Source organism: Microvirga sp. 17 mud 1-3 (assembly GCF_003151255.1).
Lineage (GTDB): Bacteria > Pseudomonadota > Alphaproteobacteria > Rhizobiales > Beijerinckiaceae > Microvirga.
The window spans coordinates 3,780,001-3,804,786 of the sequence record NZ_CP029481.1 but is presented as its reverse complement, the minus strand read 5'-3'; the positions used below and the strand labels follow the sequence as shown (position 1 = coordinate 3,804,786).

Here is a 24,786-nt window from a genome sequence, read left to right as displayed (position 1 = left end):
GGCCAGCCCGGTTCGATATTGCGGCGGTCCTGCGAGGTACCTTGCCGCATTGCCGGGAGAGAGCGCCATGAACTGGCCAAATGGGGCGCGATGCGCCGTCATGCTGACTTTCGACTTCGACGCTGAGACGCTATGGCTCGCCCGCGACCCAGAAAATGCCCGCCGCCCTGGCGTCCTGTCTATGGGGACCTACGGAGCCCAGCGCGGTGTACCGGAAATCCTCAAGCTTCTCGGCGAATACAATCTGCCTGCGACCTTCTTCACGCCCGGTTGGACCATCGAGAAGTATCAGGACCGCATCCACGCGATCCTCGAAGGCGGGCACGAGATCGCGCATCACGGCTATCTGCATGAGCGCGTCGACCCCGACAAGCCGGATGCCGAACGCGAGTCCATCCTGCGCGGCCTTGAATCCTTTGACAAAGTGATAGGAAAGCGCCCGACCGGTTACCGTTCGCCGGCAGGCGAAACCACGCCTACCCTGATGGGGCTGCTGCACGAGCAGGGAATCCTATACGACAGCTCGCTCATGGCAGACGTCGTGCCTTATCGCCATACGCTGGCGGACGGCAAGGCCGGACCGCTCGAACTGCCGTGGCACTGGGGATGCGACGACGCGCCCTACATGATGTTCGCGTTGCAGGCTTGGCGACCGCAGTTCACCAATCAGCAGGTGTTCGAGAACTGGCGCGACGAGTTTGACACGATTCATGAATGGAACGGTCTCTTCAATCTCGTAATGCATCCTCAGTTCATCGGGCGGCCGATGCGCCTGCCGTTGCTGCGCAGGATCATCGAGCACATCCGGTCGAAGCCCGGCGTATGGTTCGCTACAGGCCATCAAGTGGCCTCGGAATGGGCCGCAAGAAATGAATGATCTGCTTCTCGGTGGTCAAACCGCCGTTGTGACCGGTGCCGGTTCTGGCCTGGGACGCGCCTCGGCCTACGCGCTTGCCCAAGCTGGAGCCAGATTGGTGCTCCTTGACCGTGATGCGGCGGCCCTTGGTGAGATTTCCAAGGACCTCGGTTCAGCCGCCGCATGCCATGTGGTGGATGTCACCGATGCATCGGCAGTGGACACCGCCTTCGCGGATATCCCTGTCTGCGACATTCTGGTGAACAGCGCCGGAATCGAGGGGCCGCGAGGCGGTCTGGAGATCTGTGCTCCCGCCGACCTGCGCAGGGTGATGGACATCAACCTGTTCGGCGGGTTGAACTGCATTCAGGCTGCAGTGCCGAAGATGAAGGCGGCAGGCAAAGGGGCCATCGTCAATATCGCCTCGACGGCCGGTCTGGTGGGATCCGCCCGGCTCGGAGCCTATGGCGTCTCCAAGGCGGCAGTCGTGTCGATGACGCGGTCGCTCGCGATCTCGCTGGCCCCGTCCGGAATCCGCGTGAACGCGGTTTGCCCGGGATCCATCGATAGCCCGATGTTCGACCGCACGCTCGATGCCGCCAGCGCCGAGGCCGACCGTGCTCATATGATCTCGATCCATCCGCTCGGTCGGCTCGGCCAGCCGGAGGAAGTGGCGCAGGCGGTGGTCTATCTGGCGTCACCGGCCTCTTCCTATTGCACAGGGGTCATGCTGCCGGTCGATGGCGGGAGGCTCGCATGAGCAGACCTGTTGCAATCGTCACCGGTGCTGCAGGCGGGATCGGCGCCGCGACGGTCGCGCGGCTTATGGCCGACGGGCTTCGTGTCTGCGCCGTTGACCGCGCCGAGGGGGAAGCGCCAGGGCATGAGAACCGGCTGGATCTGACCGAAGATCTGGCCGATCCATCAGCGCCCGCGCGCATCGTGCAGGCCACCCTTGACCGGTTTGGCCAGATCGACGTTCTGGTCAATAATGCCGGGGTGGGCGGCGCGCGCGCCGTGCACGAAACCGACGACGCCGGCTGGTCGCGTATCATCGAGATCAACCTCACCGGATCCTTCCGGATGTCACGGGCGGTGCTTCCTGACATGCTTTCGCGCGGCTCCGGCTCGATCATCAATGTCGCGTCGATGTTCGGCCTGATAGGCTGGCGCAACAACGCGGCCTATGCCGCCTCGAAGGCTGGGATCGACGGGCTGACCCGGCAGATGACCGCGGACTACGCCGCTAAGGGAGTCCGAGTGAACGCGGTCGCCCCAGGCCTGATTCTTACAGCCATGACCGAGCGTTTGTTGACCGATCAGGTCTATCGCGAACTGATCCTGCAAGGCACCCCGGTTGGACGAGCCGGAAAGGTTGGCGATGTCGCCAATCTGATCGCCTTCCTTGCTTCGGATCAAGCAGCCTTCATTTGCGGCCAGACCATCGCGATCGATGGCGGCTGGACGGCTGCGCGCGTGCGCAACAACAATTGAAACATTGGTCCTCTGGGGCCAAGGAGACTACATGACCACGACCCTGTTCTCACCGCTCCGGCTGGGCAAGCTGGAGTTGCACAATCGTATCGTCATCTCGCCGATGTGCCAGTACAGTGCGGAGGCTGGCCGTGCTACCGATTGGCATCGCCTGCATTGGGGCAGCTATGCTCTTTCGGGTGCAGGTCTGATGATGGTCGAGGCTACGGGTGTTTCGCCTGAAGGCCGCATCACGCCGGGTTGCGTCGGCCTCTGGGATGACGAAACCGAAGCCGCCATGGCTTCAGCACTGGCTTTCGCGCGGCAGTTCTCCGACATGCCTTTTGGCTTGCAACTCGGCCATGCCGGGCGCAAGGCCTCGACCGCGCGCCCCTGGCATGGTGGTCATGTCGCGCCAGAGGCGGGCGGCTGGCAAGTGGTCGGTCCTTCGGCCATTCCCTTCGCCGAAGGATGGCAGACCCCACTAGCGCTGGACGAGACTGGTATAGAAAAGGTCATTGCGGATTACTCCGCAGCCGCGAAGCGGGCGCTGCGCCTTGGTTTCGATACGATCGAGATCCACGGCGCCCATGGCTACCTGCTGTCAAGCTTCCTGTCGCCGATCGCGAACCGACGTGAGGATGCATGGGGCGGCTCGCTGGAAAACCGGATGCGCTTGCCGCTGGCCGTGTTCGATGCTGTCCGCTCAGCTTGTCCGTCGGATTTTCCGGTCGGCATGCGTCTGAACGGCACGGATTGGCTCGAGGGCGGTATCGTGCCGGACGAGGCCGTGGCCCTTGCTCACGCCCTGCGCGACCATGGGTGCGACTATGTCGATATCTCGAGCGGTGGCAACGGCATGGCGAAGATCCCGGTCGGGCCCGCCTATCAGCTACCCTTCGCATCTCGGATCAAGCGCGAGGTCGGTATTCCGGTGCTCACGGTAGGCATGATCCGCTCGCCGCTTCATGCAGAGGCGATCATCGCGACGGGCGACGCTGACGCTGTTGCGCTAGGGCGAGTAGCGTTGAACAATCCACGGTGGCCCTGGCATGCAGCAGAGGAACTTGGGGTCAAGCTTGACGTCGTTGCGCCCTACCGCTTCGGTGCGACCAACCAGTATCGCCCGACCTTCGGGCGCTAGCTGGCACCACAATACTACTGAACCGAGCTCATCAGAAAATCTGTAATGGCTTGATAGAGGGGCAGGGTTGTCGGATCGTTGGCGGCATTCCCTGCTTCTGGATGCGAGGCGAACCTGGCAATCACCGTACGGGCAGTCGGGTCGATATAGAGAGACTGGCCGTACACGCCGCGTGCCATGAACGCACCATTCTTGTTGTGAGTTACCCACCACATGCTGCGGTAGCTCCATCCGGAGAGCTGAGAGTACCCGGCCTGTGCAAAGGCGCTCCTGCTGCCGCCGCGCTTGATGCTGTTCACTGCTGCTTCCGGTACGATCCGGGTACCGTCGATCATGCCGTCATCGAGGAGTAGGTGCCCGACGCGTGCGAGATCCCGGAGGCCTGTATTGAAGCCGCCTCCGGCAAATGGTGTGCCGATGGAATCGACCGTGAAATAGGCTTCCAGATCAGCGCCGATCCGGCTCCAGAGCCGCTCCGCCAGCAAATCGCTGACTGGCCGGCCGGTCACCCGGCTGAGGATCCATCCCATGGCGTCGGTATTCACAGTCCTGTAGCCAAAAGCAGCACCGTGAGGACCGCTTCGGCGGACTGTGGTCAGGTATTCATAATAGGTGCGGGGGCCCGAGTAATCGTCCGGCTTCGGCAGCGGGTTGCCTGCCATCGCGTGGCGCCACACATCGGCTGCGGGGTCGTTATAATTTTCGCTGAACTCAAGACCCGTGGTCATATCGAGGACCTGTCGGATCGTGGCATCTCCAAAGGCACTTGATGCAAGCTCGGGAACATAGGAGTCGACCCGGCGGTTTTCGTCGAGCGTGCCTTCAGCGATAAGGATTTCCGAAAGCAGGCCGATGAGCGATTTTGTGACCGACATTGCCGCGTGCCTGTTCTGCTCCGACAGGCATCCGGCATAGCGTTCATAGACGACTCGTCCTTCGTGCAGGATGATAATCCCGTCGGTGAAGTTCCTGTCGAACGCTTCCATGAACGTCATCGGCTCTGACGCGCCCAGCGGAGTGAAGCGAAGGCTCTCAATATCAGCCCGCTCCGCCCTCTCGAGCGGACGTGGCGGTCCTAGGCCGCGCGAGACCGGTATCGTCGGCTCCAGCTGCTGAAAGTGGCAGACGGTCCAGCGCCACTGCGGGAAGGACCGATAGGTGCCATCAGCAAAACGGATAATCCGGTCCGGAGCCGGTGGAGAGCCCTGCATCCAGCCCAGAGTAACCGGATCGGACGCCTTGGCTGTCCAGCCCGGCTGGGCCAGCGTGTGCGCTGGACCGCTCATGGCGACTGCCAAAATGAGGGCGAACAGGCGCCGCTTACACTTTGGGAGAAACATTGCCGCCCGTCCTCCATGCTGCACCCTCGGAGCCGCGTCAGTGTGGCCAGGATCGCATGGCACTATGGCCCCAATACGGGTGCCTTAAGATGCCCAAAGTTTGGGAGCAAATTCTCTGACTGACCTGACAATTTCAGGAGCCGCAGCCTGAGGTACGCCCCGTGAAGGAGCTTTGGCATGTATGATCCCAAGCAATTCCGCCTTGATGATGAAGTGGCTCTTGTCACAGGAGCAGGTGCCGGTATCGGGCGGGCCATCGCTCAGGTCTTTGCCGAGGCTGGCGCGGCTGTGATGGTCAGCGACCTCAAGGCAGAGACGGCCGAAAAGGTAGCTGCCGAGATCACGCGCGCCGGCGGCCGGGCGGTTGGGATCGGCTGCAACGTCACTCAGGACGCGGACCTGCAATCCGCGATGCAGGCTGTCACCGACAACTTTGGGGGGCCCACAATTCTCGTCAACAACGCCGGTGGCGGCGGTCCCAAGCCCTTCGACATGCCGATGGCAGATTTCCGCTGGGCATTTGAGCTCAATCTATTTTCAGTTTTCCGTCTGTCGCAACTGGCCGCACCGCATATGGCCGGGAAGGGCCGCGGCGCAATCCTCAACGTCTCATCCATGGCAGGCGAGAACAAGAATGTGCGGATGGCGTCTTACGGTTCATCCAAGGCGGCGGTGAATCACCTGACACGAAACATGGCCTTCGACCTCGGCCCACAGGGTATTCGCGTCAACGCCATCGCGCCCGGTGCGATCCGCACGGACGCCCTGGCAAGCGTACTGACGCCCGAAGCCGAGAAGGCGATGCTGCGTCACACCCCGCTTGGGCGCCTGGGGCAGCCTGAGGATATCGCCAATGCTGCCCTGTTTCTCTGTTCGCCAGCAGCGTCCTGGATCAGTGGCCAGGTTCTCACCGTCTCAGGTGGGGGCGTCCAGGAGCTGGACTGACATATCGGAAGACGCGGTAAGACCTCTTGCGGCGAACCATAAATTTCGGTTCTGACGTCCAAAGGTGGCATGCGGCGAACACTCGTGCCGAGCCAGTGATCTCTCAAGGACGGCGCGAAGGCAATTCGTAGGATGAAAAGCTAGAGTGGACGGCCGTTCCCCGAAAGGATCTGTGCCGCGCCACGAAGCGCGACCCGGAATGCTTCATCGTAGTTCACGCCTGTAACCTGCCACTGAGCAGTACCTGCTGGTTCGTGAAGGCGCCATTTCGCAATCCAGCCCTGCGCCTCATCGCTGAAAATCATACTGCCCGTGACAACACGATCGACCCCCAGCGTGCTCGCGAGTTCTTCGGCCTCTTTAAAAGTCAATGCGGCGGTTGGGTCGATAGGGGCATTGTTGCTTGCAATGCCTGTCAGCCGTGGAAGCGCTACCGGAACACCGATCCGGTCAGACGCAGCTTGCAGCGCCTCACGCTGATTCTCGCCGCGAGGCTCGCTCTGCGTGAGGATGTAGGATGCTTCTCCGAAACGGACAAAGACAATCATTGCGATTTTTGGACGCTCGGCTGTCCAGGGCCGACTACCGAGCGATTGCAAAGCGCCATCGATCTGACTTGGTTCGAATTCGACGGTCAGATCATGGGGGCGGTCGCGAGTGCCTTGTTCATCATGGATAGGGCGGCCTTCGAGCCGGTCTCGATAGCGAAGGCTCTTGACGAAAGTCGCAGCATGCTCTGCCATAGCCGCTGCGCTTCCATTGGTGGCGAGACGAGGGTCGCCTGATGCTTTAACCAATACGTCGATAAAGCATTTTGCCAGTGCGGCTGGCCGGTGTTCCTCTGAAGTCCCGGTCGTGATGGTCTTTCCGACATAGATATTCGGAACAATCTCAGCTGCGTTGGAAAGCTCGCCTTTCAAGCCGAGCATGAGAAGCACAAGCAAGCCGGCCGGGGCAGCGCGCATTTTTCTCCTCCAAAGAAGAAAGCGATGTCAGGTCTCTTCGGTGGCGACAAAGGTTCTCTTCTGGCGAAGACGTCGACTCTTTTGGCGGTTCCCACACACGGCCATATCGCACCAGCGTCGGCTGTTGTTCTTCGTAAGGTCGAAAAACAGCCACCCGCAATGCTCCCCTCCGCACTTTTTCAAGCGAGATAGGTCGCCCTCTCTGAGCAGCCCTGCCGCCGACAGGGCGATGGGCCCTAAGATAGTTTGTGCCGTCGGTGGATCGACAGGCCACTGCCACCGAAACCCTCGATCGTCAGGAACCAGGTCTGCTCCTGCAACGGCCCGTGCACAGGCTGTGCTAATGGTTTGAAGATCCGCTTTCGATGGCGTTGAGCCGGCCGCGATGGCGGCACCAATGCGATGAATGGCTTCGCGGAGCGTGACCGTTTGCGCCAGGAGATCGGTAAAATCTGGATCGTCCTGTCCGATCAGTACTCGCACCTGGTCCGCAGTTTTCCGGTCGAGAATGCCCGCATGTTCAGACCAGTCCACCACATGTCTTGGCTCGCGGAGATGATCGAGATGTTTCGGTCCGCCCCTGCCACTCGAGGTGTTGGCAAAATCGAGCGCGAGCGCATCGCCAATAAGGTGAAGAGAACCGGCTCGCGAAGGGGTGTCTGTGAACACTCTCGGCATGGTGAAAACCGGAGACGGCTTCTAAAGGATGCTCCACGAAATCACGTAAACTCGGTTGCGTCAACCATCTAACCATGTTTTGCTGGTGACGTGGCAGGTGAGCAGTTGCGGGCAGGGCATTTAGATGGGAACAGAGGCCAGCGTTACTGATTTTATTGAGAAAATCGAGCATCCGCTCAAGGCTGAGATCGGCATGGTGCGGTCCATAATCATGTCCTCGCACCCAGAGATCAACGAAACCATCCGATGGGGCGGCCCTAGCTTTGAACACGTGGAGCCTCTCGTATCGATCAATCCTCGGGTCAAGGATTGTGTCGCCTGGATATTTCACAGCCCCGGCAACTTGGTTGAGCAGTTTCCGATGCTCGAGCCAGGACCAAAGGGGAGGGCGTATCTCAAGTTACGATCTATGCAGGATGTTAGGCAGGCTGAGTCCCAGCTGAGCAATCTGATGCAACGATTGGTTTCCTGCGGAAAATAAGGACGTCATTCGACAGGCAATGACTCTGCGACGGTTGCAGCGGTTGCAACGGTTGCGAGATAGACTTGGCTGGGGCAGTCGGCATGTCGACTCGTGCAATCCGACATTCGCAGGCGAGCCCTATGCTCAGGATAGGATGGATCCTGACGTGTCTCATGCGCTCTCGCTGGGTGGCAACCACCTATCCGATTGTCAGGGCAGTACGCGAGCCCCGTTTGCGGTTTCGCTTGCAACAGCTCAGCTTATCTACGTGAGAGCAGCGACAATATGTTCCCTATTTGTTCTTGTGGATCGGCTCCCCTATCTCTAGGATGGGGCACCCTTCACGAAGCACGAGATTTGCGATGAGCATGGATAAGGCCAAGGCAATAGAGACTGCCGTCAGCCAGATTGAACGAGCCTTTGGCAAAGGCGCCATCATGCGCCTCGGTGGCGATCAGGTCATCGAAGTGGAGACGGTCTCGACTGGGTCGATCGGCTTGGATATTGCGCTCGGGGTCGGCGGCCTGCCGCGGGGACGCATCGTCGAGATCTACGGGCCGGAATCTTCGGGCAAGACGACGCTCGCACTTCAGACAATTGCTGAGGCTCAGAAGAAGGGTGGTGTGTGCGGCTTTATCGATGCCGAGCATGCCCTGGATCCGGTCTATGCCCGCAAGCTCGGGGTCAATCTGGACGACCTGCTGATCTCCCAGCCCGACACGGGCGAGCAGGCCCTCGAGATTGCCGACACGCTCGTGCGCTCCGGCTCCGTGGACGTGCTGGTCATCGACTCGGTGGCGGCGCTGACCCCGAAGGCCGAGATCGAGGGCGAGATGGGTGAGAGCCGTCCCGGTCTCCAGGCCCGTCTCATGAGCCAGGCCCTGCGCAAGCTCACCGGTTCGATTAACCGCGCCAACACGATGGTGATCTTCATCAACCAGATCCGCATGAAGATCGGCGTCATGTACGGCTCGCCTGAGACGACGACGGGCGGCAATGCGCTCAAGTTCTATGCCTCCGTGCGCCTCGACATCCGCCGCGTCTCGACCCTCAAGGATCGCGATGAGCCGATCGGCAACTCGGTGCGCGTCAAGGTCGTCAAGAACAAGGTCGCGCCGCCCTTCAAGCAGGTCGAGTTCGACATCATGTTCGGCGAGGGCATCTCGAAGATGGGCGAATTGATCGATCTGGGAGTAAAGGCCAACGTGGTGGAGAAGTCCGGCGCCTGGTTCTCCTATGACAGCCAGCGCCTCGGCCAGGGCCGCGAGAACGCCAAGGCATTTCTGAAGGACAATCCTGAGATTGCTGCCGAGATCGAGAGTAAGATCCGCCAAAATGCCGGACTCTTGATCGCGGACCTGCAGGGCAATGACGATGTGAGTACATCGGAGGATGCTGCCTGAGGGGTCTCTCAAAAACAAATCTGAATGTTTCAGCGTCCCAGATAGGATCGCTTGTGTACGAAATAACAAGGCCGCCCTTATGTGGGCGGCCTTTTCGTTATATGAAAACCAACCTCACCATCCCCATCTAAGCTCTTGCCCGGCCCCTCTGCGACACATGACTTATGGCTTATCTGATCCGAAGGAGGCAGCCATGGATGATCGCAACCAGCAGCTGGAGGGAGACTGCCGGGTTCATGCTCATAAACTGGCAGGTCGATCCCGCGAAAGTGCCGGCCGTCGCATACGATAGGGTCAAGCGTGCCAAACCCGCCCAACCTCTTCCTTGGCGGGACCGAGGCCCTTGAATGCCAGACCAGGAGCATCTGTGGGTTGGGGCGCAGCAACTGAGACATGCGGCCCCGCCTCGAACCCACAAGACGCGATCGCGACGAACTCCCCGGCGCAGACGCTCCCTGTTCAGGCTGTGTCCGCTAGAAGACCCTGAAGGGTTTGTGGGCTCCTGCAATCAGGAGATTGCAGGCAAGCCTCGGAGGTTCGCTCCGATCCGCATCCCATTCGACTTCTGAGCTTTGGTCCCGAGTTTCAACCTCATGATTTCAGCCTGGAGGGCCTCGTTTTTCGTAATTTGCTCACGGTTGGCACGTGTCAGTTCCCGGATCTCGCCCTTTAACTCAAGGACCTCTGCTTTCAGCTCCTCACATTCGGCAGCGAGATTCGCCTCCTGCCTTGCCTGGGCCTGGATCTCGCGAATCTGCTGCTTCTGATTCCCGACCTTCTCTTGCTGTTTCCTGATCTGCTGCTCAGCTCTCGCGAGCAGTCTCTTCACTTCCCTCAACTGCTGTTCGAGGTCGTGGCATTCCGCTGGTCGTTGGGTTGTTCCTGCGCGGCTCACTGTCTGTTGACCTTCCTGTTCGAGATGAATGAGAACAAACATAGAACATTATGGAGGTCAAGGGACAGCAATCCCTTGGCGCGCTGCCTGGGCTTCCCCAGCGCCGCTACGAGTCTGGCAAGGTGTCCCGGGCGGGAAGGGCCTCATCCTGCCAGCTGCCCCATCAGACGATCAGGTTAAAAGGGCCTGGAACTGTTCCCGGCGGACTGCTGGAAACAGGCGCCTCGGCTACTCCGGGCTAAGCAAAAGCCTGTCCTCGTCGCCATCTTGGGATCGCGAGTGAATCTTCCTCGTGATTTTCACCTCCCCGAGCGCACATCAGAAGCCGTATCCAGGACTAAGGCTGGAGGGTGGATGGAACACGAAGAGGCTCGATGAAATATCATCCGAAGCCGCCGGGAATCAAGCGTGGCCTTCACGGCTCCGGTCAGGCGAACCGTTCCGGCTTCCGCAAACGGGAACGAGGCTTTTGAGCGCGAGTTACCTCACTGTCAGGAGGACGATGGCTCCTGCATGCCATGCGAACCTAATGGAGGAAACGATGACGCAGAGCGATGCTCCGGGTGTGATGACCGGGAAACCCTTGATCGAGAGTGACCGGGTTGAGGGCACCGCCGTCTATGATCCGCAGGGCAACCACCTCGGCTCAATCAAGCGGCTAATGATCGAGAAGATGAGCGGCAAAGTCACATACGCAGTGATGAGCTTTGGCGGCTTTCTGGGTATGGGAGAAGACGAGCACACGATTCCCTGGAGCAAGCTGACCTACGACACGAGCCTAGGAGGGTACCGTACTGACATTACTGAGGAGCAGCTTCGTGGCGCTCCTACATTCTATCGGGAGCGGAGTGACTACGACTGGACGGAACGGGAGCGTGAGCGGGAACTGCATGATTACTGGCGGGTGCCATATTACTGGGGCATCTGAGTTCGATTCCCGTCCCTGTCGAAGGCTGATGATGTCAGCCTTCTTCGCCTCTCCGCTCAGAAAAGACAGGAGTGGATTATATCCCGTGACTGCCTTTGGGCCCGGGCCCCAGGGTCGAGCGATCAGACGGAAGATCGGGCGGTAATGGTCGATGATCTTGATCTTGGCGAATTGCGGCGGGTCCCGCGGATCTCTTACTACTTCCGCTATCCGCTGCATCGTCATGATTTCCGCGAGCTGAAAACTGAGGGCGGGCTCCGGGGGCACTACGCGGCCAAGCCACTCTATGGCAGCCTTTTACCGAGTGGCCACGTCAACCGCTCCGCCGGATATAATGGCGATATCGTTGCGCTTTTCATTCCCATCGAAGCCCAAACGGTTCACGCGGCCTGCCTGACCTTCGCGCATATCGCTCCGGAGCGTATTGTATTGACAAGTAGCCGGCGCAACTGGCCGGCAATCCGCGAAGCGGCGGAGCGCAGCATCTGCATGATGCTCGATGGAGGAATGGATGTCTCTATATTGAGAGGAGCATTTTCAATTGGAGCGTCGGAGGTAAAATGACCCACAAATTCAATGTCGGCGATCATGTAAGTTGGAATTCCGAGGCGGGACGCGTGTCCGGGAGAATCGTCAAGGTCCATACCCGCGATTTCGATTACAAAGGATACACACATCACGCCTCGGAGGATGACCCTCAGTACGAGATCAAGAGCGACAGAACTAACCATATCGCTGCACATAAAGGCAGCGCGCTCGATCGCGCGTGAAGGCAACGTGTGACGCTGCCACTCTTTACCATCGGCCACTCCAACCGGAGCCTTGAGGAGCTTGTCGAGCTTTTGCAGGAGTTCCGGATTGAACATCTCGTGGACGTCAGAAAAGTCCCGATGTCGAGAGCCAATCCGCAGTTCAACAAGGATACGCTCCCGCACGCGCTAGCAGCCTACCAGATCTCTTATGAGCATATCCCGGAGCTGGGCGGTCTTCGCGGGAAAGCCAAAGCCATGCCTCTAGACGTCAACGGAATGTGGACGAACAAGAGCTTCCATAACTATGCCGACTATGCGCTGTCGGAGCCGTTTCAGGCAGGACTTAGACGTCTGATTGAGGAGGGGCATAGGCGGCGTTGCGCGATCATGTGTTCCGAGGCCGTATGGTGGCGGTGCCATCGTCGCCTTATAGCCGACAATCTGATAGCTCGGGACAATGCCGTGTTTCACATTATGGGAAAAGGCCGTTTGGAACCGGCTCGGCTTACACAGGGTGCTTTCGTTCGACCCGATCGAAGCGTTATTTATCCAGCTGGAAATAAACCGGGAAGCGGAGTTGCAACGCTTAGCTGAGGTTCAGCTCAAAGCCGTGCGCTTAGTATGCCAGCAATAATGGGGCCCCCCGATATTGGCGTCTTTCACAACTCAGTCGATGGGCCGATCTCAGACAGCTTAGAGACGATCTCTTCCTGGTGTCTTCTTCGAAGGCGTACTCATTGCAGTCAAAATTCACTTGAATTTTGAAGTCCATCGAAGGCGGCAGTCCAGTATAGCCAGAACACCTTCCGGTTCGATCGTTCAAACGGACGACCAGGGTAGGTATGGCCCCCTTTCTGAGAGCGAGTTTCGCATTTAGAACATGGGTATGATGGACCTCCATAAACAGATCGCTGATCTCGAAGCCGAAATCGAGGCGTTGTCTGAGGCTGCAACGCAATGCCGAAAGAGCATGATCGTGGCGAAGGTCGCGGTTGGAGCAGGTATTCTGCTGCTCGTGGGCCTCCTCTTCGGACTGTTCGGATCAGCGCCTATTGTGCTCGTGATCGGGATTGCCTCCACACTTGCTGGAGCAGGCTTTTATGGGTCGGGCCGGAGCACCCTCGAGCAGATCTCCGCGACTGCCCGAGCCTGCGAAGATCGCCGTGACAGGATCATCGATGAGTTGAACCTTCAGACGGTACAGGGTCCTTAGGAGCGCCCGAGGGGCTAGTTTAAGGAGGCTTGTGCGAGACTGAAGCTTGCACATGGTCACTTAAGGCGCCTCTCGAGCCTTGCGCAGCATTCTTGTGCCCATACTCAAGCGCTCTGGGAGATCGGTTCTCGGATATCAGGTCTCTGCAGACGAACGGTGGCTACCCATAGGTGTGGAGGCACCATGGGCTGCAGCCATTTCCATGTCATGAATTTCGGACATTTGCCTGTTCAGGAGGTCTGCTGCCCCTAGAAGCCCCGCGTCCGTCCCAAGGTGAGCCGATGCCAGGGAGGGTCTGAGAGCAGAAGGAAAGCGGGACAGTGCTTTCTCGAGCCGAGGGAGGAAGCCGTCCGCGAGACCTACGCCGCCGCCGATCACGATGACTTGCGGATCCAGGAGCGCCTGCAATCCCGGGAGTGCCAGGGCGAGATGGTTCACAGCTTCAGCGATGATGTGTTCGGCCCAATTCTCACCCGCCTCCATCGCGGAAAAAACGGCTTTGGCATCCGCTGCACGCCCGGCAGCTTGGGCAGCTGCCGCAATGGCAAATCCGGACGCCAGATCTTCCAAGCGGCAATAATGGCCCCCGGGAGCTGGCACCGGGATCTGGCCGACATGCCCGGCAAGGCCGCTCGATCCCTGCAGGAGCCGCCCAGCTACAACGACACCTCCGCCGATCCCGCTCGATACGGTCAGAAAGACAAGGTCCCGCCCGCGTCCGGCTCCAAAGCGATATTCGCCCCAAGCCGCCGCCTGAGCATCATTCAATGCCATAGCGGGGCAGGCAAAGAGATCAGCCAGGCGCGCCACGAGCGGAAAACCCGTGGGAACGGGCAGAGTCGCCGGATTGACGGCTGTCCAGCACCCGTCATGCACGAGGCCCGTCACGGCGGCAGCGACACCGGCATATTGACCATGCCAATCCCGTGCTGCCTCCGCGGCCGATCTCAGCCATGCCTCCGCTCCATCGGCAGGCGTTGTGCGAACCTGCCGCCGCTCGACAATTCGATTCTCCAGAACGAGCGCGACGGCGGTCTTACTGCCGCCGATATCGATCGCCAGGACGGGTTTCGGTGGGGCTGTTTCGACCGTGACAGCCTCGACGAACCACTGCGTGATATGCTCCGGACGGGTAATGGCGGAGCCTACCACCACCGCCGTTGCTCCTGCCCGCATGGCTGCGGCCGCCAGACGTGGCTCGTTGTAGCGGCCTTCGGCGAAAACCGGCGCGCCGAGCGCGCCGGATTCCCTCACCAGATTGATGTCCGGCATGCGGGGAGGCGGCCCCGCATGCGTATAGCCGGACATTGTCGTGCCAATGATAGCCACGCCGAGTGCGATGGCATTCCTTGCCTCGGAGATCGTCGCAATATCAGCCATCGCGATACGATTGAGCGCACGCACTTCATGGACCAGGGTCTGAATCGCGACGGGCCTGGGCCGGTCTGTAGCGTCAAATGCTATGATCGCGGCGCCAGCCTCGGATAGTGCCTTAATGTCCTCAATCCAAGGCGTGATCCGGATCGGCGTATCCGCAAGGTCACGCTTCACAAGCCCAATGACCGGAAGCGAAGAGACAGCAGTGATGGCAGCAACATTGGCCGCGCCTTCGATCCGAAGACCCCTGGCGCCAGCTGCCTGAGCCGCCAGTGCGAAGCGGACGACCGAGGCAGGGTCGTCGAACGGGCCTCCGGGGACGGGCTGGCATGAAACGATGAGGCCCCCTCTTAGCCTGTTGAGGAGTGCGGCGGTCGCCAGCTGCGAGTTCATGACCGGTTCCGGATTTTCGTGTCGTTGTCGGGGAGCGGGTTACATAAATGTAGCGTCAACGATCTGTACCTCGCGGCGCTCGGCATTGGCGCGGTAAGCGGCCTCGATACAGGCGACGACATGGCGTCCGTAAGCGCCGCTGACGGGGGAGGGGGTGTCATTAGCGATGCTCGCCGCCATGGCCTGCCATTCGCGCATGACGGCCTTGTCCATCCAGTTCGGCTCGAGGGAATGGGGGACCGGAGCCCAGACACCCTCTTGCCCGACGAACACGCCATGATCGAAATCGATACGGATCGTACCTTTTTCGCAAACAAGATCCATGGCGAAGGACACCGCGCCGTCCCGGTAGCCGACGCTGGCGACTTGGCCGATCCGGCCATTGGCGAAGCGCAACCCGAGGAGCGCGGAATCGTCTGCCTCCTGATCGTGAAAATAGGTGCCCGTCATCGCAGTGATGCCGGTTACGGGCTGCCCCATCAGCCAGATCAGGCGATCGAGGGCATGAATGCCGGCCGTCATCAGCATGCCGCCGCCACAGGTTTGATCGAGATGCCAGGAGCGCCGGTTGCTTTCCATCCAAAGCTTGATCATCCAGCTCGAACCCAGGACAGGCGCCCCGAGCGCTCCGGAATCAATAATTTCCTTAGCCTTGAGGCAGGGCAGGGCGAAGTGCATCACATGCCCGATCATCAGCTTGCCGCCACCCGCATCGGCCGCCGCCAAGATGGCGTCGCAGGACGAGAGGCTAGGGGCCATGGGCTTTTCGAGCAGGACATGCTTGCCAGCCCGTGCAGCCGCGACGGCGATCTCCTCGTGCAGATGATGCGGCGTCGCGATAACCACGGCATCAACTGTCGGATCGTCCAGCAAAGCGCGCCAGTCCCCGTAACTCCGGCCGCCATGTTCCTCAGCAAAAGCCGCGGCTGCATCTTTGCTCTCACGGCAAGATGCGACAAGCCGGACCTCCTTGACCCCTTTCATGGCGCGCGCATGGACCGCGCCGAAATGGCCGGCCCCAATGATTCCCACACCGATCATGGATTCGCCTTCTCGTATGCTGCATCGATCAGTTGCATGGCGGCTTGATAATCCTCGATGCCGACAGTCGGCGGAGCCCCCGCGCGAAGCCTGTCGAGTGTATCGGCCATGAAAAGACGGTAGCGTGTAGCGGGGTGCTCGGGCTCCAGGGCACGGGTATGCCCGTCGTCGAGCGTTGCGCACCGGGCAGTCTCGCCGTGGTCGACCAGATAGGCGTTGCTGGTGGCGATCCGCCATTCGAAATCGCCGCCGGGTGCCATGGACGCATAGGTGTAGCCGGCCTCGACCGTGAAGAGCGCTCCTGCCTCGTCCACGAGAGTGACAAGGGCATGATCTTCAACCGGCTCTCGGTGAATACGGTGGCCCATTGTGGCGGCCGTGACCCGTAAGGCTCCTTGTGCCAGGCTAAGGGCCGCGTCGATGCCGTGGATGCCGAGGTTGCGCAGCGCGCCGCCACCACTGGCCATCGGATCGAGCAGCCAGCTCACGCCATCGTCGCGATAGCGCTGCGGTGGGCCGTTGATGATGCGGAAATGTCCATGGGCAAGGCTGCCGAGCCGTTCGGCTGCGTCGAGCCGGGCCATCTCCCGGAAGATCGGCCCAAAGCGGTTAGGAAGTGGAACTCCGACGAAGCTGTCGCGCTTGCGGGCCTGGTCTACGAGCGGGGCGAGACCGACCGTGGACGTGATTGCCGGCTTTTCCAATATCATCGGCAAAGGGGCCGCCATGATCTCGAGGGCGAGATCCGGAACGGCATGGGGATGGCCCATGACGACCACGAGATCGGGCTCGTCGTCGATGACGTGCCTGACGTTCGATCGGGCGCGGAGACCGTGGTCCGCTGCAAATCTGGCCGCGATCTCGCCATTCTGGTCCCAAACGGCAATGACTTCGCCGCCTGAGGAAATGGCGGCATCCAGATGCATGTCAGCGTGCCAATGGCTGACACCCAGCAGGGCAATCTTCATGGGTTTCGGTCCAGGCTTCCTGTCTCCTTGCAGGATATCCTACAAGCTGATATGCTACAAGTCAGATCATGGATCGTCCTGGCTGGATCGGTCGATGTGGTGAGCGGGAGCGAAGGATGTCCGCCTTTAAAGACCTGAAGCCCTTGAGCCGGCCGCCATCGCTGCATGTCACCGTGCAGGAAAGCCTGCGCAGCTATATAGAGGTCAACAAGCTTAAGGCCGGCGACGCCCTGCCACCGGAATCGTTCCTGGCCCAGCAGCTTGGCGTGGGCCGAAACTCGGTGCGCGAGGCCATCAAGGCCCTCGAATCCCTAGGAATTCTGGAGACCCGCCGTGGGATCGGCGTCTTCGTGAAGGAATTTTCATTCCAACCGCTGCTCGACAATTTGGCCTATGGGCTCGGGGACACATTGCGGGACGTCGAGGAGCTTCGCGAGCTGCGCCGTGTTCTCGAGGTCGGCCTCATCGACAAGACGATCGAGATGATCGGCGAGGAGGACCTTGCGGCCCTGCGCGATGTCACGGAGCGGATGCGTCAGCGCGCCGAGCGCAACGAGAGCTTCGCCGAAGAGGACGAGCTGTTTCACCGCCTGCTGTTCCGCTGCCAGAACAACCGGATGCTGACCGCGCTGATCGAGGTCTTCTGGCGCGCCTTCTACAAGGCCTCCAACTTCGCCAATCTGGACAATTCCGATCCGCTGTCGACCTGGCGCGATCACCACGAGATCGTCGAAGCCATTGCGGCCCGCGACGTCGAACGAGCCCGTAAGAGGCTCGACGAACATTACGAAGGCATTCTGCAAGTCATCGCAAACAACAAGCAGCCGTACAAATCCTGACGGGAGGAATTCGATGCGACTGAAACCCTTGACCCTGGCACTCGCTGTGACGGCGCTCCTTGGAACGACCGCACTGACACTTCCGGCGACGGCCCAGGAACAGAAGACAATCACAGGCGGCTTCGATGTCGGTCCCGGCGGTTTTCAGGGCAACTTCAATCCGCTCGCAGCCACTGGCGGTTTCACTTGGCTCAACGTCTATTTCGAGCCGTTGGTCAATTACAACGCCGATCTGACCGCGATCGAGGGCGCTCTCGCGTCAGAATTCTCCGTTAATGCCGGCCAGACCGAATATACCTTCAAGCTCGCCAGGGAGACATGGCACGACGGCAAGCCGTTCACGTCGAAGGATGTGAAGTTCACGGTTGATCTGGCCAAAAATGGCGAGACTGGGACGGTTTTTGCCGCCCGTCTTGGAGCCGTCTCTGCAGTCGAGACGCCCGACGAGCGTACGGTGGTCATTAAGCTTTCGCGGCCCGATTCCGGGTTCCTCGCGACATTAACGAAGCTAATGATCCTGCCCGAGCATGCGCTCTCTGGCTTCACGCCGAAGGAGCTCGCGACCAGCACTTGGTGGGCAACCAAGCCCATCGGCACCGGCCCCTTCAAGTTCAAGCAATACGTTACCGACCAGTATGTCGAACTGGTCGCGGACGAAGATTACCGCCTCGGTCGCCCGAAGGTCGACCGAGTCATCAACCGCTACTTCAAGAACACTGCCGCGGCTGTAGCTGCGCTTCGCGCAGGCGAGATCCAGTTCACCTATGTCGAATCCGACGATGTCCCGACCTTCAAGGACAACAATGCCTTCAAGGTGATCGAAGGACAGTCCTTCGTCGTGAACTATCTGGGCTTCAACCAGCAGGTCCCCCTCTGGAAAGACCTTCGTGTCCGCCAAGCCGTGATGCATGCCATCGACCGTCAGGCGATCATCGACAGCCTTTATGGCGGTGCGGCAACCGTTGCCAATTGCGGCTATGTCGCCAAACAGCTCGTGCCTGAAGGGCTGGATTCTTACAAATACGATCCGGCTAAGGCCAAGGCTCTGCTGGCCGAGGCCGGCTGGGACAAGGTCAACGGCACCAAGCCGATCACTTGGCTCACCTATTACAACACGCCCCAGGCGGCCAATGTGATGGCGGCCGTGCAGGCAATGCTCGCGCAAGTCGGCATCAACGTGGTGCCGCGGGTGGTCGACACGCCGACCTATAACAGCATTATCTATGCGGCGAATCCGGATTTCGGCCAGTTCCCGCTTGTCTATGCAGGCCTTCAGAACGGACCCGATCCTTCGGGCCTCAATATCGGCCTGAACGCCGCACAGAAGCCCCCGGCTGGAGCGAACTTTTTGCGTATCGAGATGCCGGAGGTGACCAAGGCGCTGGACACTGCGCTCGCGGAGACTGACCAGAAGCAACTCAGCGCCCGCTACCAGGACGTGTGCAAAGCGATGAACGCCAATCTCCCCTGGGCCACCATGTGGGTCGCCAACCGCTACGGCGTCGCCTCGACGAAGCTGAAAGACTTCGTCTGGGTGCCGGCTCCCGCCGGCGGGCCTTATAACGCCCATCCGGAGAAATGGTCGGTCGAGAAATAGCCGATCCGTCATGCATCTGAACAAGGCGGCCCGCCGGGCCGCCTCCCAGATTCTTTGAGCGTGCTCATGCTGACATATATCTCGCGGCGCCTCGCCACTGGTCTGCTGATGCTCGTTGCCCTGAGCATGCTCGTCTTTGCCCTATTGCGTCTGGCACCCGGTGATCCGATCGACGCCTATATCAACCCGAACGTCGCCATGTCGCAGGCGGAGATGGATGCGTTGCGTGCGAGGCTTGGGTTCGACCAGCCCCTGCCCATCCAGTATCTTGCCTGGCTGCGTGCCGCTGTGACCGGCGACCTAGGCTTCTCGATACAGCGCAATGGCGTAGAGGTCCTTCCCCTTGTGCTCGAGCGCATAGGACCGACCATCCTGCTCATGGCGGCAGGCCTGGCCATTGCCATCATGGCCGGCATTGCGGCCGGAATTGTCAGTGCCGTGCGGCGCAATTCCGCAACCGATCTCGGCCTCTCGGTGGCGGCCTTTTTCGGCATTTCGAGCCCGGCCTTTCTGACGGCGATCCTCGGGCTCTACATGTTCTCTGTGGTGCTGCGCTGGGCGCCCTCGGGCGGGATGCTGACGCCCGGAGCGCCGTTCACGGTCGGTGATCTGCTCGCCCATCTGATTCTTCCGGCCTGTCTCCTGTCCATCGGTCACGCGGCGCTGATCATGCGCTATATGCGGGCCTCTCTGCTCGAGGTTCTGAACCAGGATTACGTCCGCACCGCCCGCGCAAAGGGTGTGAAGGAGTTCTGGGTTATCATCAAGCACGCGACCCGCAATGCGCTTCTGCCGGTCGTGACCCTTATCGGCTCGACCATTGGCATTGCGGTGGGTGGCGCGATCTTCATAGAGAGCGTTTTCAACTGGCCCGGCATGGGCCTTCTGCTCGTGAATGCCGTCGATACCCGGGACTACCCTGTAATTATGGGCGCGACGCTGATCATCGGCGCCTGCGTCATCCTGGTCAACATCCTCACCGACATCGTCTATGCGGCGATCGACCCGCGTATCCAGGTGGCCTGACGATGAGCGCAGCAGCAATCCAAGCAACCGTTGTCCGCAAGGGCCCCATCGCCCGCGCCCTCGGCCGCTTCGCCCTGAATCGTGTGGCCCTGGTCGGGCTCATCGTGCTCGTCGTCATCGTCGCGGCGGTTCTGACCTATCCCTTGTGGTGGAGCTATGCGCCGAACCAGATCGATCTGAGGGCCCTCAACAAGGGGCCGAGCGCCAGCCATTGGTTCGGTACGGACGGTGTCGGCCGCGACGTTTTCGCGCGACTCATGCAAGGCGGGCGCATTTCGCTCCTCGTTGCCGTGACGTCGGTCGCGATCTCGACGATCATCGGCTTTCTTGTCGGCGCGGTCTCGTCCTTCGGCGGACGCGTGGTGGATGGTGCCGTCATGCGTCTCGTCGACCTCGCCATGACGTTGCCGCCGGTCATCTTCCTGCTCGTTCTCGCGTCGATCGCCGGCACTGGCATCCTACCGACGATTCTCGTCATTTCGCTCCTCTCCTGGCCGGTCCTGTCGCGCATGGTGCGTGCGCGCCTTCTTGAGCTGCGCGAGCGCGATTTCGTGATCGCGGCGCGCGGCATGGGGGCCGGTATGGGCCACCTGTTGTTCCGGCATGGCCTCCCGAACTGCATCGATATCCTCGTCGTTTATGCGACGCTCCAGATCGCTAATGCGATCCTGCTGGAGGCCGGCCTCTCCTTCCTCGGGCTTGGTATTGCCCCGCCGGAGGCGAGCTGGGGCAATATGCTCAACGCGGCGCGTTCCACGGTCGTGCTGGAGCAATACGTCTGGCAGTGGATGTTCCCGGGTGCGGCGCTCGTCATCACCGTGCTCGCGATCAATTTCGTCGGCGATGGTCTGCGCGATGCGTTCGACCCTCGCTCCGAACTTTAATAGCTCAACGATAAAGGCTTCCTATGACTACCTTCTACGGCGTCGTTCCTCCCGTCGTTACCCCCCTCACCGAGACCTACGAGGTGGACTATCCGTCTTATACGCGGGTCCTGGAGCATTTGATCTCCGGTGGTGTGCATGGTCTTTTCGTGCTCGGCTCGACGAGCGAGGTGATTTTCCACGACGCGGCGACGCGGCGCAAAATCCTGGAGCACACGGTAAAGGTCGTGAATGGCCGCCTGCCGGTCTTGGCCGGCGTCATCGATCCGACCACTGACCGGGTCATCGGCCATGCGAAAGCCGCGCAGGAAATCGGTGTCGATGCTGTTGTCGTGACCGCTCCTTTCTATACCCGTACGAGCCAGCCTGAGGTTATCGATCACTTCCGCTATGTGCGCGAGGCTCTCGACATACCGGTGATCGCCTACGACATCCCGGTCTGTGTCCACACCAAGCTTGAACGCAAGACCACCGTCACTTTGGCGCATGAGGGAACCATCCTGGGTCTCAAGGATTCGAGCGGCGATGACGGCAATTTCCGTTTCTGTCTGCTCGATCTCAAGACCAAGCCCGACTTCTTCCTGATGACTGGGTCCGAGATCGTGGTCGACAATGCCCTCCAGATGGGTGCGCACGGCGTCGTACCGGGTCTCGCAAATGTGGACCCTCAAGGCTATGTCCAGCTTTGGAACCATGCCCAGTCAGGCGACTGGGAGGCGGCCCGCAAGGAGCAGGAGCGCCTCTGCCGGCTGTTCGAGATGGTCTGGGTTTCGCTGCCCCGTACCAGCGCCGGTTCGGCAGGGGTTGGTGCTTTCAAAACCGCCATGCGCCGCCTCGGGGTTATTGCCACCAACACCATGGCGCGGCCTCAGCGCACCCTCAACGCGGAGGAGGCCGGGAAGATCGAGGAAATCGTCCGCGCGGCCGGGCTCCTGAACTAACGCTATGAGCAGCCGCCCGATCCTTACCGTTTCAGGTCTGAAGACGGTGTTCCGCATCGGCGGACGGCAGGTTGCCGCCGTCCAGGACCTGGACCTGTCCATCGCGCCAGGGGAGACCTTGGCTCTGGTGGGGGAGTCAGGGTCGGGCAAGTCCGTGACGAGCCTTTCTATCATGGGGCTTCTCCCGAAGAAGGTCGGGAAGGTCGAGGAAGGCAGCATCCTGTTTCGGGGTAAGTCCGGCGACGTTCAGGAACTGGCCAGCATCGGCGACGAGGCGCTGCGGTGTATCCGGGGCAACGACATCGCAATGGTGTTCCAGGAGCCCATGACGAGCCTCAATCCGGTCTATACGGTCGGGGAGCAGATCGCAGAGCCCATGCGCATCCATCTTGGGCGCAGCCATAGGGAGGCCGCTGCCTCGGCGATCAAGCTCCTGGCCGATGTCGGCATTCCCGATCCCGAGCGGCGCGCCAGGCAGTATCCGCACGAACTCTCGGGGGGCATGCGCCAACGCGTGATGATCGCGATGGCGCTCGCCTGTGACCCAGTCCTGCTGATTGCGGACGAGCCTACCACGGCGCTCGACGTCACAATTCAGGCCCAGATCCTCGATCTTCTGCGCAAACTGCAGGAGGAGCGGGGAATGGGGATCCTATTCGTCACCCACAATCTCGGCGTTGTCGCGGAGGTCGCCCATCGGGTGGCAGTCATGTATGCCGGGCGCATCGTCGAGACCGGTCGTGTCGCTGAGGTCTTTGCCCATCCACGGCATCCTTATACGACCGGACTCATGCGTTCGGTACCGAAGCTGGGAGAGGCCACGGCCCTGAGGCGCCAGGATATCCCGCTGCCGACCATTGCGGGCTCCGTTCCCAGCCTTGTCCAGCTCCCTAAAGGCTGCTCCTTCGCCCCGCGATGTCCCCATGCCGTCGACGCGTGCCGCGCAGCCGTGCCGCCTCTGTTCGAGACAGGCGGTGGCCAGATGAGCCGGTGCATCAGATGGGAGGAGATATAGTGATGGAAGAGCCGCTGCTCTCTGTCAGAGGATTGACCAAGCACTTCAGGCCTACTGGCTTTTCCCGCGGCCCGGTCGTGCATGCGCTCGAGGACATTTCCTTCGACGTTCCGCGCGGCAAGGTCGTCGGCCTCGTGGGGGAATCCGGCAGCGGTAAGACCACCATCGGACGCTCGGTGCTGAGACTGATTGAGCCGACGTCCGGGGAAGTGCGCTTCAACGGCACCGATCTGACGAAACTCTCCTCGGCGGAGATGCGTCGGCAACGCCGAAACCTCCAATACATCTTCCAGGATCCCTTCGGAAGCCTGTCGCCTCGCATGACCATCGGCCAGATCCTTACCGAGGGCCTCGACATACAGGGCATTGGCACCCGGGCGGAGCGGGTAGGGAGGGCCAAAAAGGCATTAGAGGCTGTTGACCTGCCCGCCGATGCCTTTGACCGCTATGCTCACGAGTTCTCAGGCGGCCAGCGTCAGCGCATCGGCATTGCCCGTGCTCTTGCGCTCGAACCACAACTGATCGTCGCTGACGAGCCAGTGTCCGCCCTCGACGTCTCCATTCAAGCCCAGATCGTTAATCTGTTGCGCAATCTGCAGAAGCGTCTCGGCCTGACGATGCTGTTTATTTCGCACGACCTCGCGGTCGTCGAATACATTTGCGATACAGTGATCGTTCTCTATCTCGGGCGCATCATGGAAATCGCGCCAAGCGAGGCGCTGTATGCCGATCCGCGCCATCCCTATACCCGCGCGCTGCTGTCGGCCATTCCGTCGCCGGAACCCGGCCGGGGCCGCACCCGCCAGATCCTGAAAGGCGATATTCCCAGCCCGGCTAACCCGCCTTCGGGTTGCGTCTTCCGGACCCGTTGCCCTCATGCCATTGACGACTGCGCACGCGTTGTGCCGCCACTTGAGGAGGTTTCGCCGGGGCATTTTAAGGCCTGTATCCGGTCCCTTGGCGGCGGCGACCAATAAGGCGTCACGTCGTTAAATGCGACGAACCGGACGAGGGATGAGAGGCTGCAAGATTAAGAGACTTGGACAGACTAGGCCTGTGACAGGGTATCTCGAATTTGCCGCGACAGCACAAAGCGAATCCCAGGGCGCTCCTCGAAACTCGACAGCATCTTTTATGCTGACTCGTCTCTAGCCAACCGGGATGACGTCCTGCTCAGTAGAGAATGTACCGTCCTTCCGACTGCGGAGGCGAGTAGCTAGGACGGCGCGTGCAGCGAAGAGCACTCACACCGCAAGGTTATGCAATATCGTCCAACTTTCCGCTGCGCCTCTCTCCTCCATGGTTGCCGAGGATTATCGCGGGCCCTTGGCTGGTCTGGGTTGTGTTGTTCGTCTTTGGTTGCGGATTGGAGTTGACAATTGGATCGGGCGGGGACATATCCGCGGCCCCGCCGGATTTTGGTCTGGCGAGCTTCACTCTCAACAGGCGTGCGCAGGGCCGGGTTCTTCGGAGCTCGGTTTGGCGGTTGCGCCGGATCGGGACCGTCAAGAGTCCGGATTGTGAGCATGAGCCTTGGGCGAAGGTCTTCGGGCCGGGTCTGAGGTTCCTCTGTAACAATTGAGCAAGTGTTCGAGCAATCCTGATTGCTGGATACTGGAGTATCGCAAGAGTTTAACCACTTTTGCGAGT

The 24,786-nt window shown here is 60.6% G+C and carries 26 protein-coding genes; 19 read left to right on the top strand and 7 right to left on the bottom strand.

Annotated elements, in window-relative coordinates; translation table 11 throughout:
• Positions 1-100: 100 nt before the first annotated feature.
• Genes C4E04_RS17910 through C4E04_RS17895 form a run of 4 tightly spaced genes read left to right on the top strand, consistent with a single transcriptional unit; the run spans position 101 to position 3,473 of the window.
• On the top strand, positions 101-877 hold the full coding sequence (locus tag C4E04_RS17910) for a polysaccharide deacetylase (protein WP_245416151.1): 777 nt from the start codon (positions 101-103) through the stop codon (positions 875-877).
• Positions 870-1,616 (top strand): SDR family NAD(P)-dependent oxidoreductase, encoded by a 747-nt coding sequence (locus C4E04_RS17905; protein WP_109599602.1) that lies wholly within the window; start codon positions 870-872, stop codon positions 1,614-1,616. Before C4E04_RS17910 ends, C4E04_RS17905 begins: the two co-directional genes overlap by 8 nt.
• On the top strand, positions 1,613-2,350 hold the full coding sequence (locus tag C4E04_RS17900) for an SDR family NAD(P)-dependent oxidoreductase (RefSeq protein ID WP_109599600.1): 738 nt from the start codon (positions 1,613-1,615) through the stop codon (positions 2,348-2,350). The genes C4E04_RS17905 and C4E04_RS17900 overlap by 4 nt, the downstream gene beginning before the upstream one ends.
• 31 nt (positions 2,351-2,381) lie before the next feature.
• Positions 2,382-3,473, top strand: a complete 1,092-nt coding sequence (locus tag C4E04_RS17895; protein WP_109599598.1) for an NADH:flavin oxidoreductase/NADH oxidase — start codon at positions 2,382-2,384, stop codon at positions 3,471-3,473.
• 14 nt (positions 3,474-3,487) lie between these two features.
• On the opposite strand, the gene C4E04_RS17890 is transcribed toward C4E04_RS17895, so the two are convergent.
• On the bottom strand, positions 3,488-4,813 hold the full coding sequence (locus C4E04_RS17890) for a serine hydrolase (RefSeq protein ID WP_109599596.1): 1,326 nt from the start codon (positions 4,811-4,813) through the stop codon (positions 3,488-3,490).
• Between the two features lie 177 nt (positions 4,814-4,990).
• Here C4E04_RS17890 and hdhA point away from each other — a divergent pair, with 177 nt between their 5' ends.
• On the top strand, positions 4,991-5,758 hold the full coding sequence (gene hdhA / locus C4E04_RS17885; protein WP_109599594.1) for a 7-alpha-hydroxysteroid dehydrogenase: 768 nt from the start codon (positions 4,991-4,993) through the stop codon (positions 5,756-5,758).
• A 140-nt stretch (positions 5,759-5,898) separates the two neighbouring features.
• Here hdhA and C4E04_RS17880 read toward each other — a convergent pair whose 3' ends face one another.
• Together C4E04_RS17880 and C4E04_RS17875 are read right to left on the bottom strand one after the other, a co-directional pair.
• Positions 5,899-6,723: a DUF2066 domain-containing protein gene (locus C4E04_RS17880; protein ID WP_109599591.1), complete on the bottom strand. Its 825-nt coding sequence runs from the start codon at positions 6,721-6,723 to the stop codon at positions 5,899-5,901.
• Between the two features lie 27 nt (positions 6,724-6,750).
• Positions 6,751-7,401, bottom strand: a complete 651-nt coding sequence (locus tag C4E04_RS17875) for an ABATE domain-containing protein (protein WP_109599589.1) — start codon at positions 7,399-7,401, stop codon at positions 6,751-6,753.
• 124 nt (positions 7,402-7,525) lie between these two features.
• On the opposite strand from C4E04_RS17875, the gene C4E04_RS17870 reads away from it, so the two are divergent.
• Both C4E04_RS17870 and recA read left to right on the top strand, forming a co-directional pair.
• Entirely contained in the window at positions 7,526-7,882 is a 357-nt protein-coding gene (locus C4E04_RS17870) for a DUF1801 domain-containing protein (RefSeq protein ID WP_109599587.1), read from the top strand.
• Positions 7,883-8,193: 311 nt separating this feature from the next.
• Positions 8,194-9,267 (top strand): recombinase RecA, encoded by a 1,074-nt coding sequence (gene recA / locus C4E04_RS17865; protein ID WP_371682009.1) that lies wholly within the window; start codon positions 8,194-8,196, stop codon positions 9,265-9,267.
• Positions 9,268-9,775: 508 nt separating this feature from the next.
• Here recA and C4E04_RS17860 read toward each other — a convergent pair.
• A complete protein-coding gene (locus tag C4E04_RS17860) occupies positions 9,776-10,204 on the bottom strand; it encodes a hypothetical protein (RefSeq protein ID WP_109599584.1) in 429 nt (142 codons plus the stop codon).
• Positions 10,205-10,703: 499 nt separating this feature from the next.
• On the opposite strand from C4E04_RS17860, the gene C4E04_RS17855 reads away from it, so the two are divergent.
• The 5 genes from C4E04_RS17855 to C4E04_RS17835 all read left to right on the top strand — a co-directional run bounded on the left by C4E04_RS17855 (position 10,704) and on the right by C4E04_RS17835 (position 13,055).
• Complete coding sequence (locus C4E04_RS17855) at positions 10,704-11,090, top strand: PRC-barrel domain-containing protein (protein ID WP_245416149.1); 387 nt, start codon at positions 10,704-10,706, stop codon at positions 11,088-11,090.
• Positions 11,091-11,234: 144 nt separating this feature from the next.
• Positions 11,235-11,654: a hypothetical protein gene (locus C4E04_RS17850; RefSeq protein WP_210204582.1), complete on the top strand. Its 420-nt coding sequence runs from the start codon at positions 11,235-11,237 to the stop codon at positions 11,652-11,654.
• The gene (locus tag C4E04_RS17845; protein ID WP_109599580.1) at positions 11,651-11,860 is read left to right on the top strand and encodes a DUF2945 domain-containing protein; all 210 of its coding nucleotides are present in this window, start codon (positions 11,651-11,653) and stop codon (positions 11,858-11,860) included. The genes C4E04_RS17850 and C4E04_RS17845 overlap by 4 nt, the downstream gene beginning before the upstream one ends.
• A 9-nt stretch (positions 11,861-11,869) precedes the next feature.
• Positions 11,870-12,436 (top strand): DUF488 family protein, encoded by a 567-nt coding sequence (locus C4E04_RS17840; protein WP_109599578.1) that lies wholly within the window; start codon positions 11,870-11,872, stop codon positions 12,434-12,436.
• A 292-nt stretch (positions 12,437-12,728) separates the two neighbouring features.
• Positions 12,729-13,055 carry a hypothetical protein gene (locus C4E04_RS17835; protein WP_162559453.1) on the top strand — a complete coding sequence of 109 codons (327 nt, stop codon included), beginning with the start codon at positions 12,729-12,731 and terminating at the stop codon, positions 13,053-13,055.
• A gap of 135 nt (positions 13,056-13,190) precedes the next feature.
• On the opposite strand, the gene C4E04_RS17830 is transcribed toward C4E04_RS17835, so the two are convergent.
• The 3 genes from C4E04_RS17830 to C4E04_RS17820 are packed head-to-tail and all read right to left on the bottom strand — an operon-like array spanning position 13,191 to position 16,834.
• Complete coding sequence (locus C4E04_RS17830; protein WP_109599574.1) at positions 13,191-14,825, bottom strand: putative N-acetylmannosamine-6-phosphate 2-epimerase; 1,635 nt, start codon at positions 14,823-14,825, stop codon at positions 13,191-13,193.
• A gap of 39 nt (positions 14,826-14,864) precedes the next feature.
• Positions 14,865-15,866 carry a Gfo/Idh/MocA family protein gene (locus C4E04_RS17825; protein WP_109599572.1) on the bottom strand — a complete coding sequence of 334 codons (1,002 nt, stop codon included), beginning with the start codon at positions 15,864-15,866 and terminating at the stop codon, positions 14,865-14,867.
• Complete coding sequence (locus C4E04_RS17820) at positions 15,863-16,834, bottom strand: Gfo/Idh/MocA family protein (protein ID WP_109599570.1); 972 nt, start codon at positions 16,832-16,834, stop codon at positions 15,863-15,865. The genes C4E04_RS17825 and C4E04_RS17820 overlap by 4 nt, the downstream gene beginning before the upstream one ends.
• 116 nt (positions 16,835-16,950) lie before the next feature.
• Here C4E04_RS17820 and C4E04_RS17815 point away from each other — a divergent pair, with 116 nt between their 5' ends.
• The 7 genes from C4E04_RS17815 (at position 16,951) to C4E04_RS17785 (ending at position 24,113) form a co-directional block, all read left to right on the top strand.
• Entirely contained in the window at positions 16,951-17,673 is a 723-nt protein-coding gene (locus C4E04_RS17815) for a FadR/GntR family transcriptional regulator (RefSeq protein WP_109599568.1), read from the top strand.
• Positions 17,674-17,686: 13 nt separating this feature from the next.
• Entirely contained in the window at positions 17,687-19,270 is a 1,584-nt protein-coding gene (locus C4E04_RS17810) for an ABC transporter substrate-binding protein (protein ID WP_109599567.1), read from the top strand.
• A 66-nt stretch (positions 19,271-19,336) separates the two neighbouring features.
• Positions 19,337-20,296 (top strand): ABC transporter permease, encoded by a 960-nt coding sequence (locus C4E04_RS17805; protein ID WP_109599566.1) that lies wholly within the window; start codon positions 19,337-19,339, stop codon positions 20,294-20,296.
• 2 nt (positions 20,297-20,298) lie between these two features.
• Complete coding sequence (locus tag C4E04_RS17800) at positions 20,299-21,180, top strand: ABC transporter permease (protein ID WP_109599565.1); 882 nt, start codon at positions 20,299-20,301, stop codon at positions 21,178-21,180.
• Positions 21,181-21,203: 23 nt separating this feature from the next.
• Positions 21,204-22,121, top strand: coding sequence for a dihydrodipicolinate synthase family protein (locus C4E04_RS17795; RefSeq protein ID WP_109599564.1), 918 nt, complete (start codon positions 21,204-21,206; stop codon positions 22,119-22,121).
• Positions 22,122-22,125: 4 nt separating this feature from the next.
• Positions 22,126-23,136, top strand: coding sequence for an ABC transporter ATP-binding protein (locus C4E04_RS17790; RefSeq protein ID WP_109599563.1), 1,011 nt, complete (start codon positions 22,126-22,128; stop codon positions 23,134-23,136).
• The gene (locus tag C4E04_RS17785; RefSeq protein WP_174219293.1) at positions 23,136-24,113 is read left to right on the top strand and encodes an ABC transporter ATP-binding protein; all 978 of its coding nucleotides are present in this window, start codon (positions 23,136-23,138) and stop codon (positions 24,111-24,113) included. The genes C4E04_RS17790 and C4E04_RS17785 overlap by 1 nt, the downstream gene beginning before the upstream one ends.
• Positions 24,114-24,786 lie beyond the last annotated feature (673 nt).

Coding starts and splice junctions, on each gene's coding strand:
- C4E04_RS17820 (WP_109599570.1), bottom strand. CDS start 16,834: ATGAAGATTGCCCTGCTGGGTGTCAGCCATTGGCACGCTGACATGCAT.
- C4E04_RS17850 (WP_210204582.1), top strand. CDS start 11,235: ATGGTCGATGATCTTGATCTTGGCGAATTGCGGCGGGTCCCGCGGATC.
- C4E04_RS17890 (WP_109599596.1), bottom strand. CDS start 4,813: ATGTTTCTCCCAAAGTGTAAGCGGCGCCTGTTCGCCCTCATTTTGGCA.
- C4E04_RS17845 (WP_109599580.1), top strand. CDS start 11,651: ATGACCCACAAATTCAATGTCGGCGATCATGTAAGTTGGAATTCCGAG.
- C4E04_RS17880 (WP_109599591.1), bottom strand. CDS start 6,723: ATGCGCGCTGCCCCGGCCGGCTTGCTTGTGCTTCTCATGCTCGGCTTG.
- C4E04_RS17835 (WP_162559453.1), top strand. CDS start 12,729: ATGATGGACCTCCATAAACAGATCGCTGATCTCGAAGCCGAAATCGAG.
- C4E04_RS17910 (WP_245416151.1), top strand. CDS start 101: ATGCTGACTTTCGACTTCGACGCTGAGACGCTATGGCTCGCCCGCGAC.
- C4E04_RS17870 (WP_109599587.1), top strand. CDS start 7,526: ATGGGAACAGAGGCCAGCGTTACTGATTTTATTGAGAAAATCGAGCAT.
- C4E04_RS17795 (WP_109599564.1), top strand. CDS start 21,204: ATGACTACCTTCTACGGCGTCGTTCCTCCCGTCGTTACCCCCCTCACC.
- C4E04_RS17900 (WP_109599600.1), top strand. CDS start 1,613: ATGAGCAGACCTGTTGCAATCGTCACCGGTGCTGCAGGCGGGATCGGC.
- C4E04_RS17905 (WP_109599602.1), top strand. CDS start 870: ATGAATGATCTGCTTCTCGGTGGTCAAACCGCCGTTGTGACCGGTGCC.
- recA (WP_371682009.1), top strand. CDS start 8,194: ATGGGGCACCCTTCACGAAGCACGAGATTTGCGATGAGCATGGATAAG.
- C4E04_RS17855 (WP_245416149.1), top strand. CDS start 10,704: ATGACGCAGAGCGATGCTCCGGGTGTGATGACCGGGAAACCCTTGATC.
- C4E04_RS17810 (WP_109599567.1), top strand. CDS start 17,687: ATGCGACTGAAACCCTTGACCCTGGCACTCGCTGTGACGGCGCTCCTT.
- C4E04_RS17800 (WP_109599565.1), top strand. CDS start 20,299: ATGAGCGCAGCAGCAATCCAAGCAACCGTTGTCCGCAAGGGCCCCATC.
- C4E04_RS17825 (WP_109599572.1), bottom strand. CDS start 15,866: ATGATCGGTGTGGGAATCATTGGGGCCGGCCATTTCGGCGCGGTCCAT.
- C4E04_RS17790 (WP_109599563.1), top strand. CDS start 22,126: ATGAGCAGCCGCCCGATCCTTACCGTTTCAGGTCTGAAGACGGTGTTC.
- C4E04_RS17895 (WP_109599598.1), top strand. CDS start 2,382: ATGACCACGACCCTGTTCTCACCGCTCCGGCTGGGCAAGCTGGAGTTG.
- C4E04_RS17830 (WP_109599574.1), bottom strand. CDS start 14,825: ATGAACTCGCAGCTGGCGACCGCCGCACTCCTCAACAGGCTAAGAGGG.
- hdhA (WP_109599594.1), top strand. CDS start 4,991: ATGTATGATCCCAAGCAATTCCGCCTTGATGATGAAGTGGCTCTTGTC.
- C4E04_RS17860 (WP_109599584.1), bottom strand. CDS start 10,204: ATGTTTGTTCTCATTCATCTCGAACAGGAAGGTCAACAGACAGTGAGC.
- C4E04_RS17875 (WP_109599589.1), bottom strand. CDS start 7,401: ATGCCGAGAGTGTTCACAGACACCCCTTCGCGAGCCGGTTCTCTTCAC.
- C4E04_RS17805 (WP_109599566.1), top strand. CDS start 19,337: ATGCTGACATATATCTCGCGGCGCCTCGCCACTGGTCTGCTGATGCTC.
- C4E04_RS17815 (WP_109599568.1), top strand. CDS start 16,951: ATGTCCGCCTTTAAAGACCTGAAGCCCTTGAGCCGGCCGCCATCGCTG.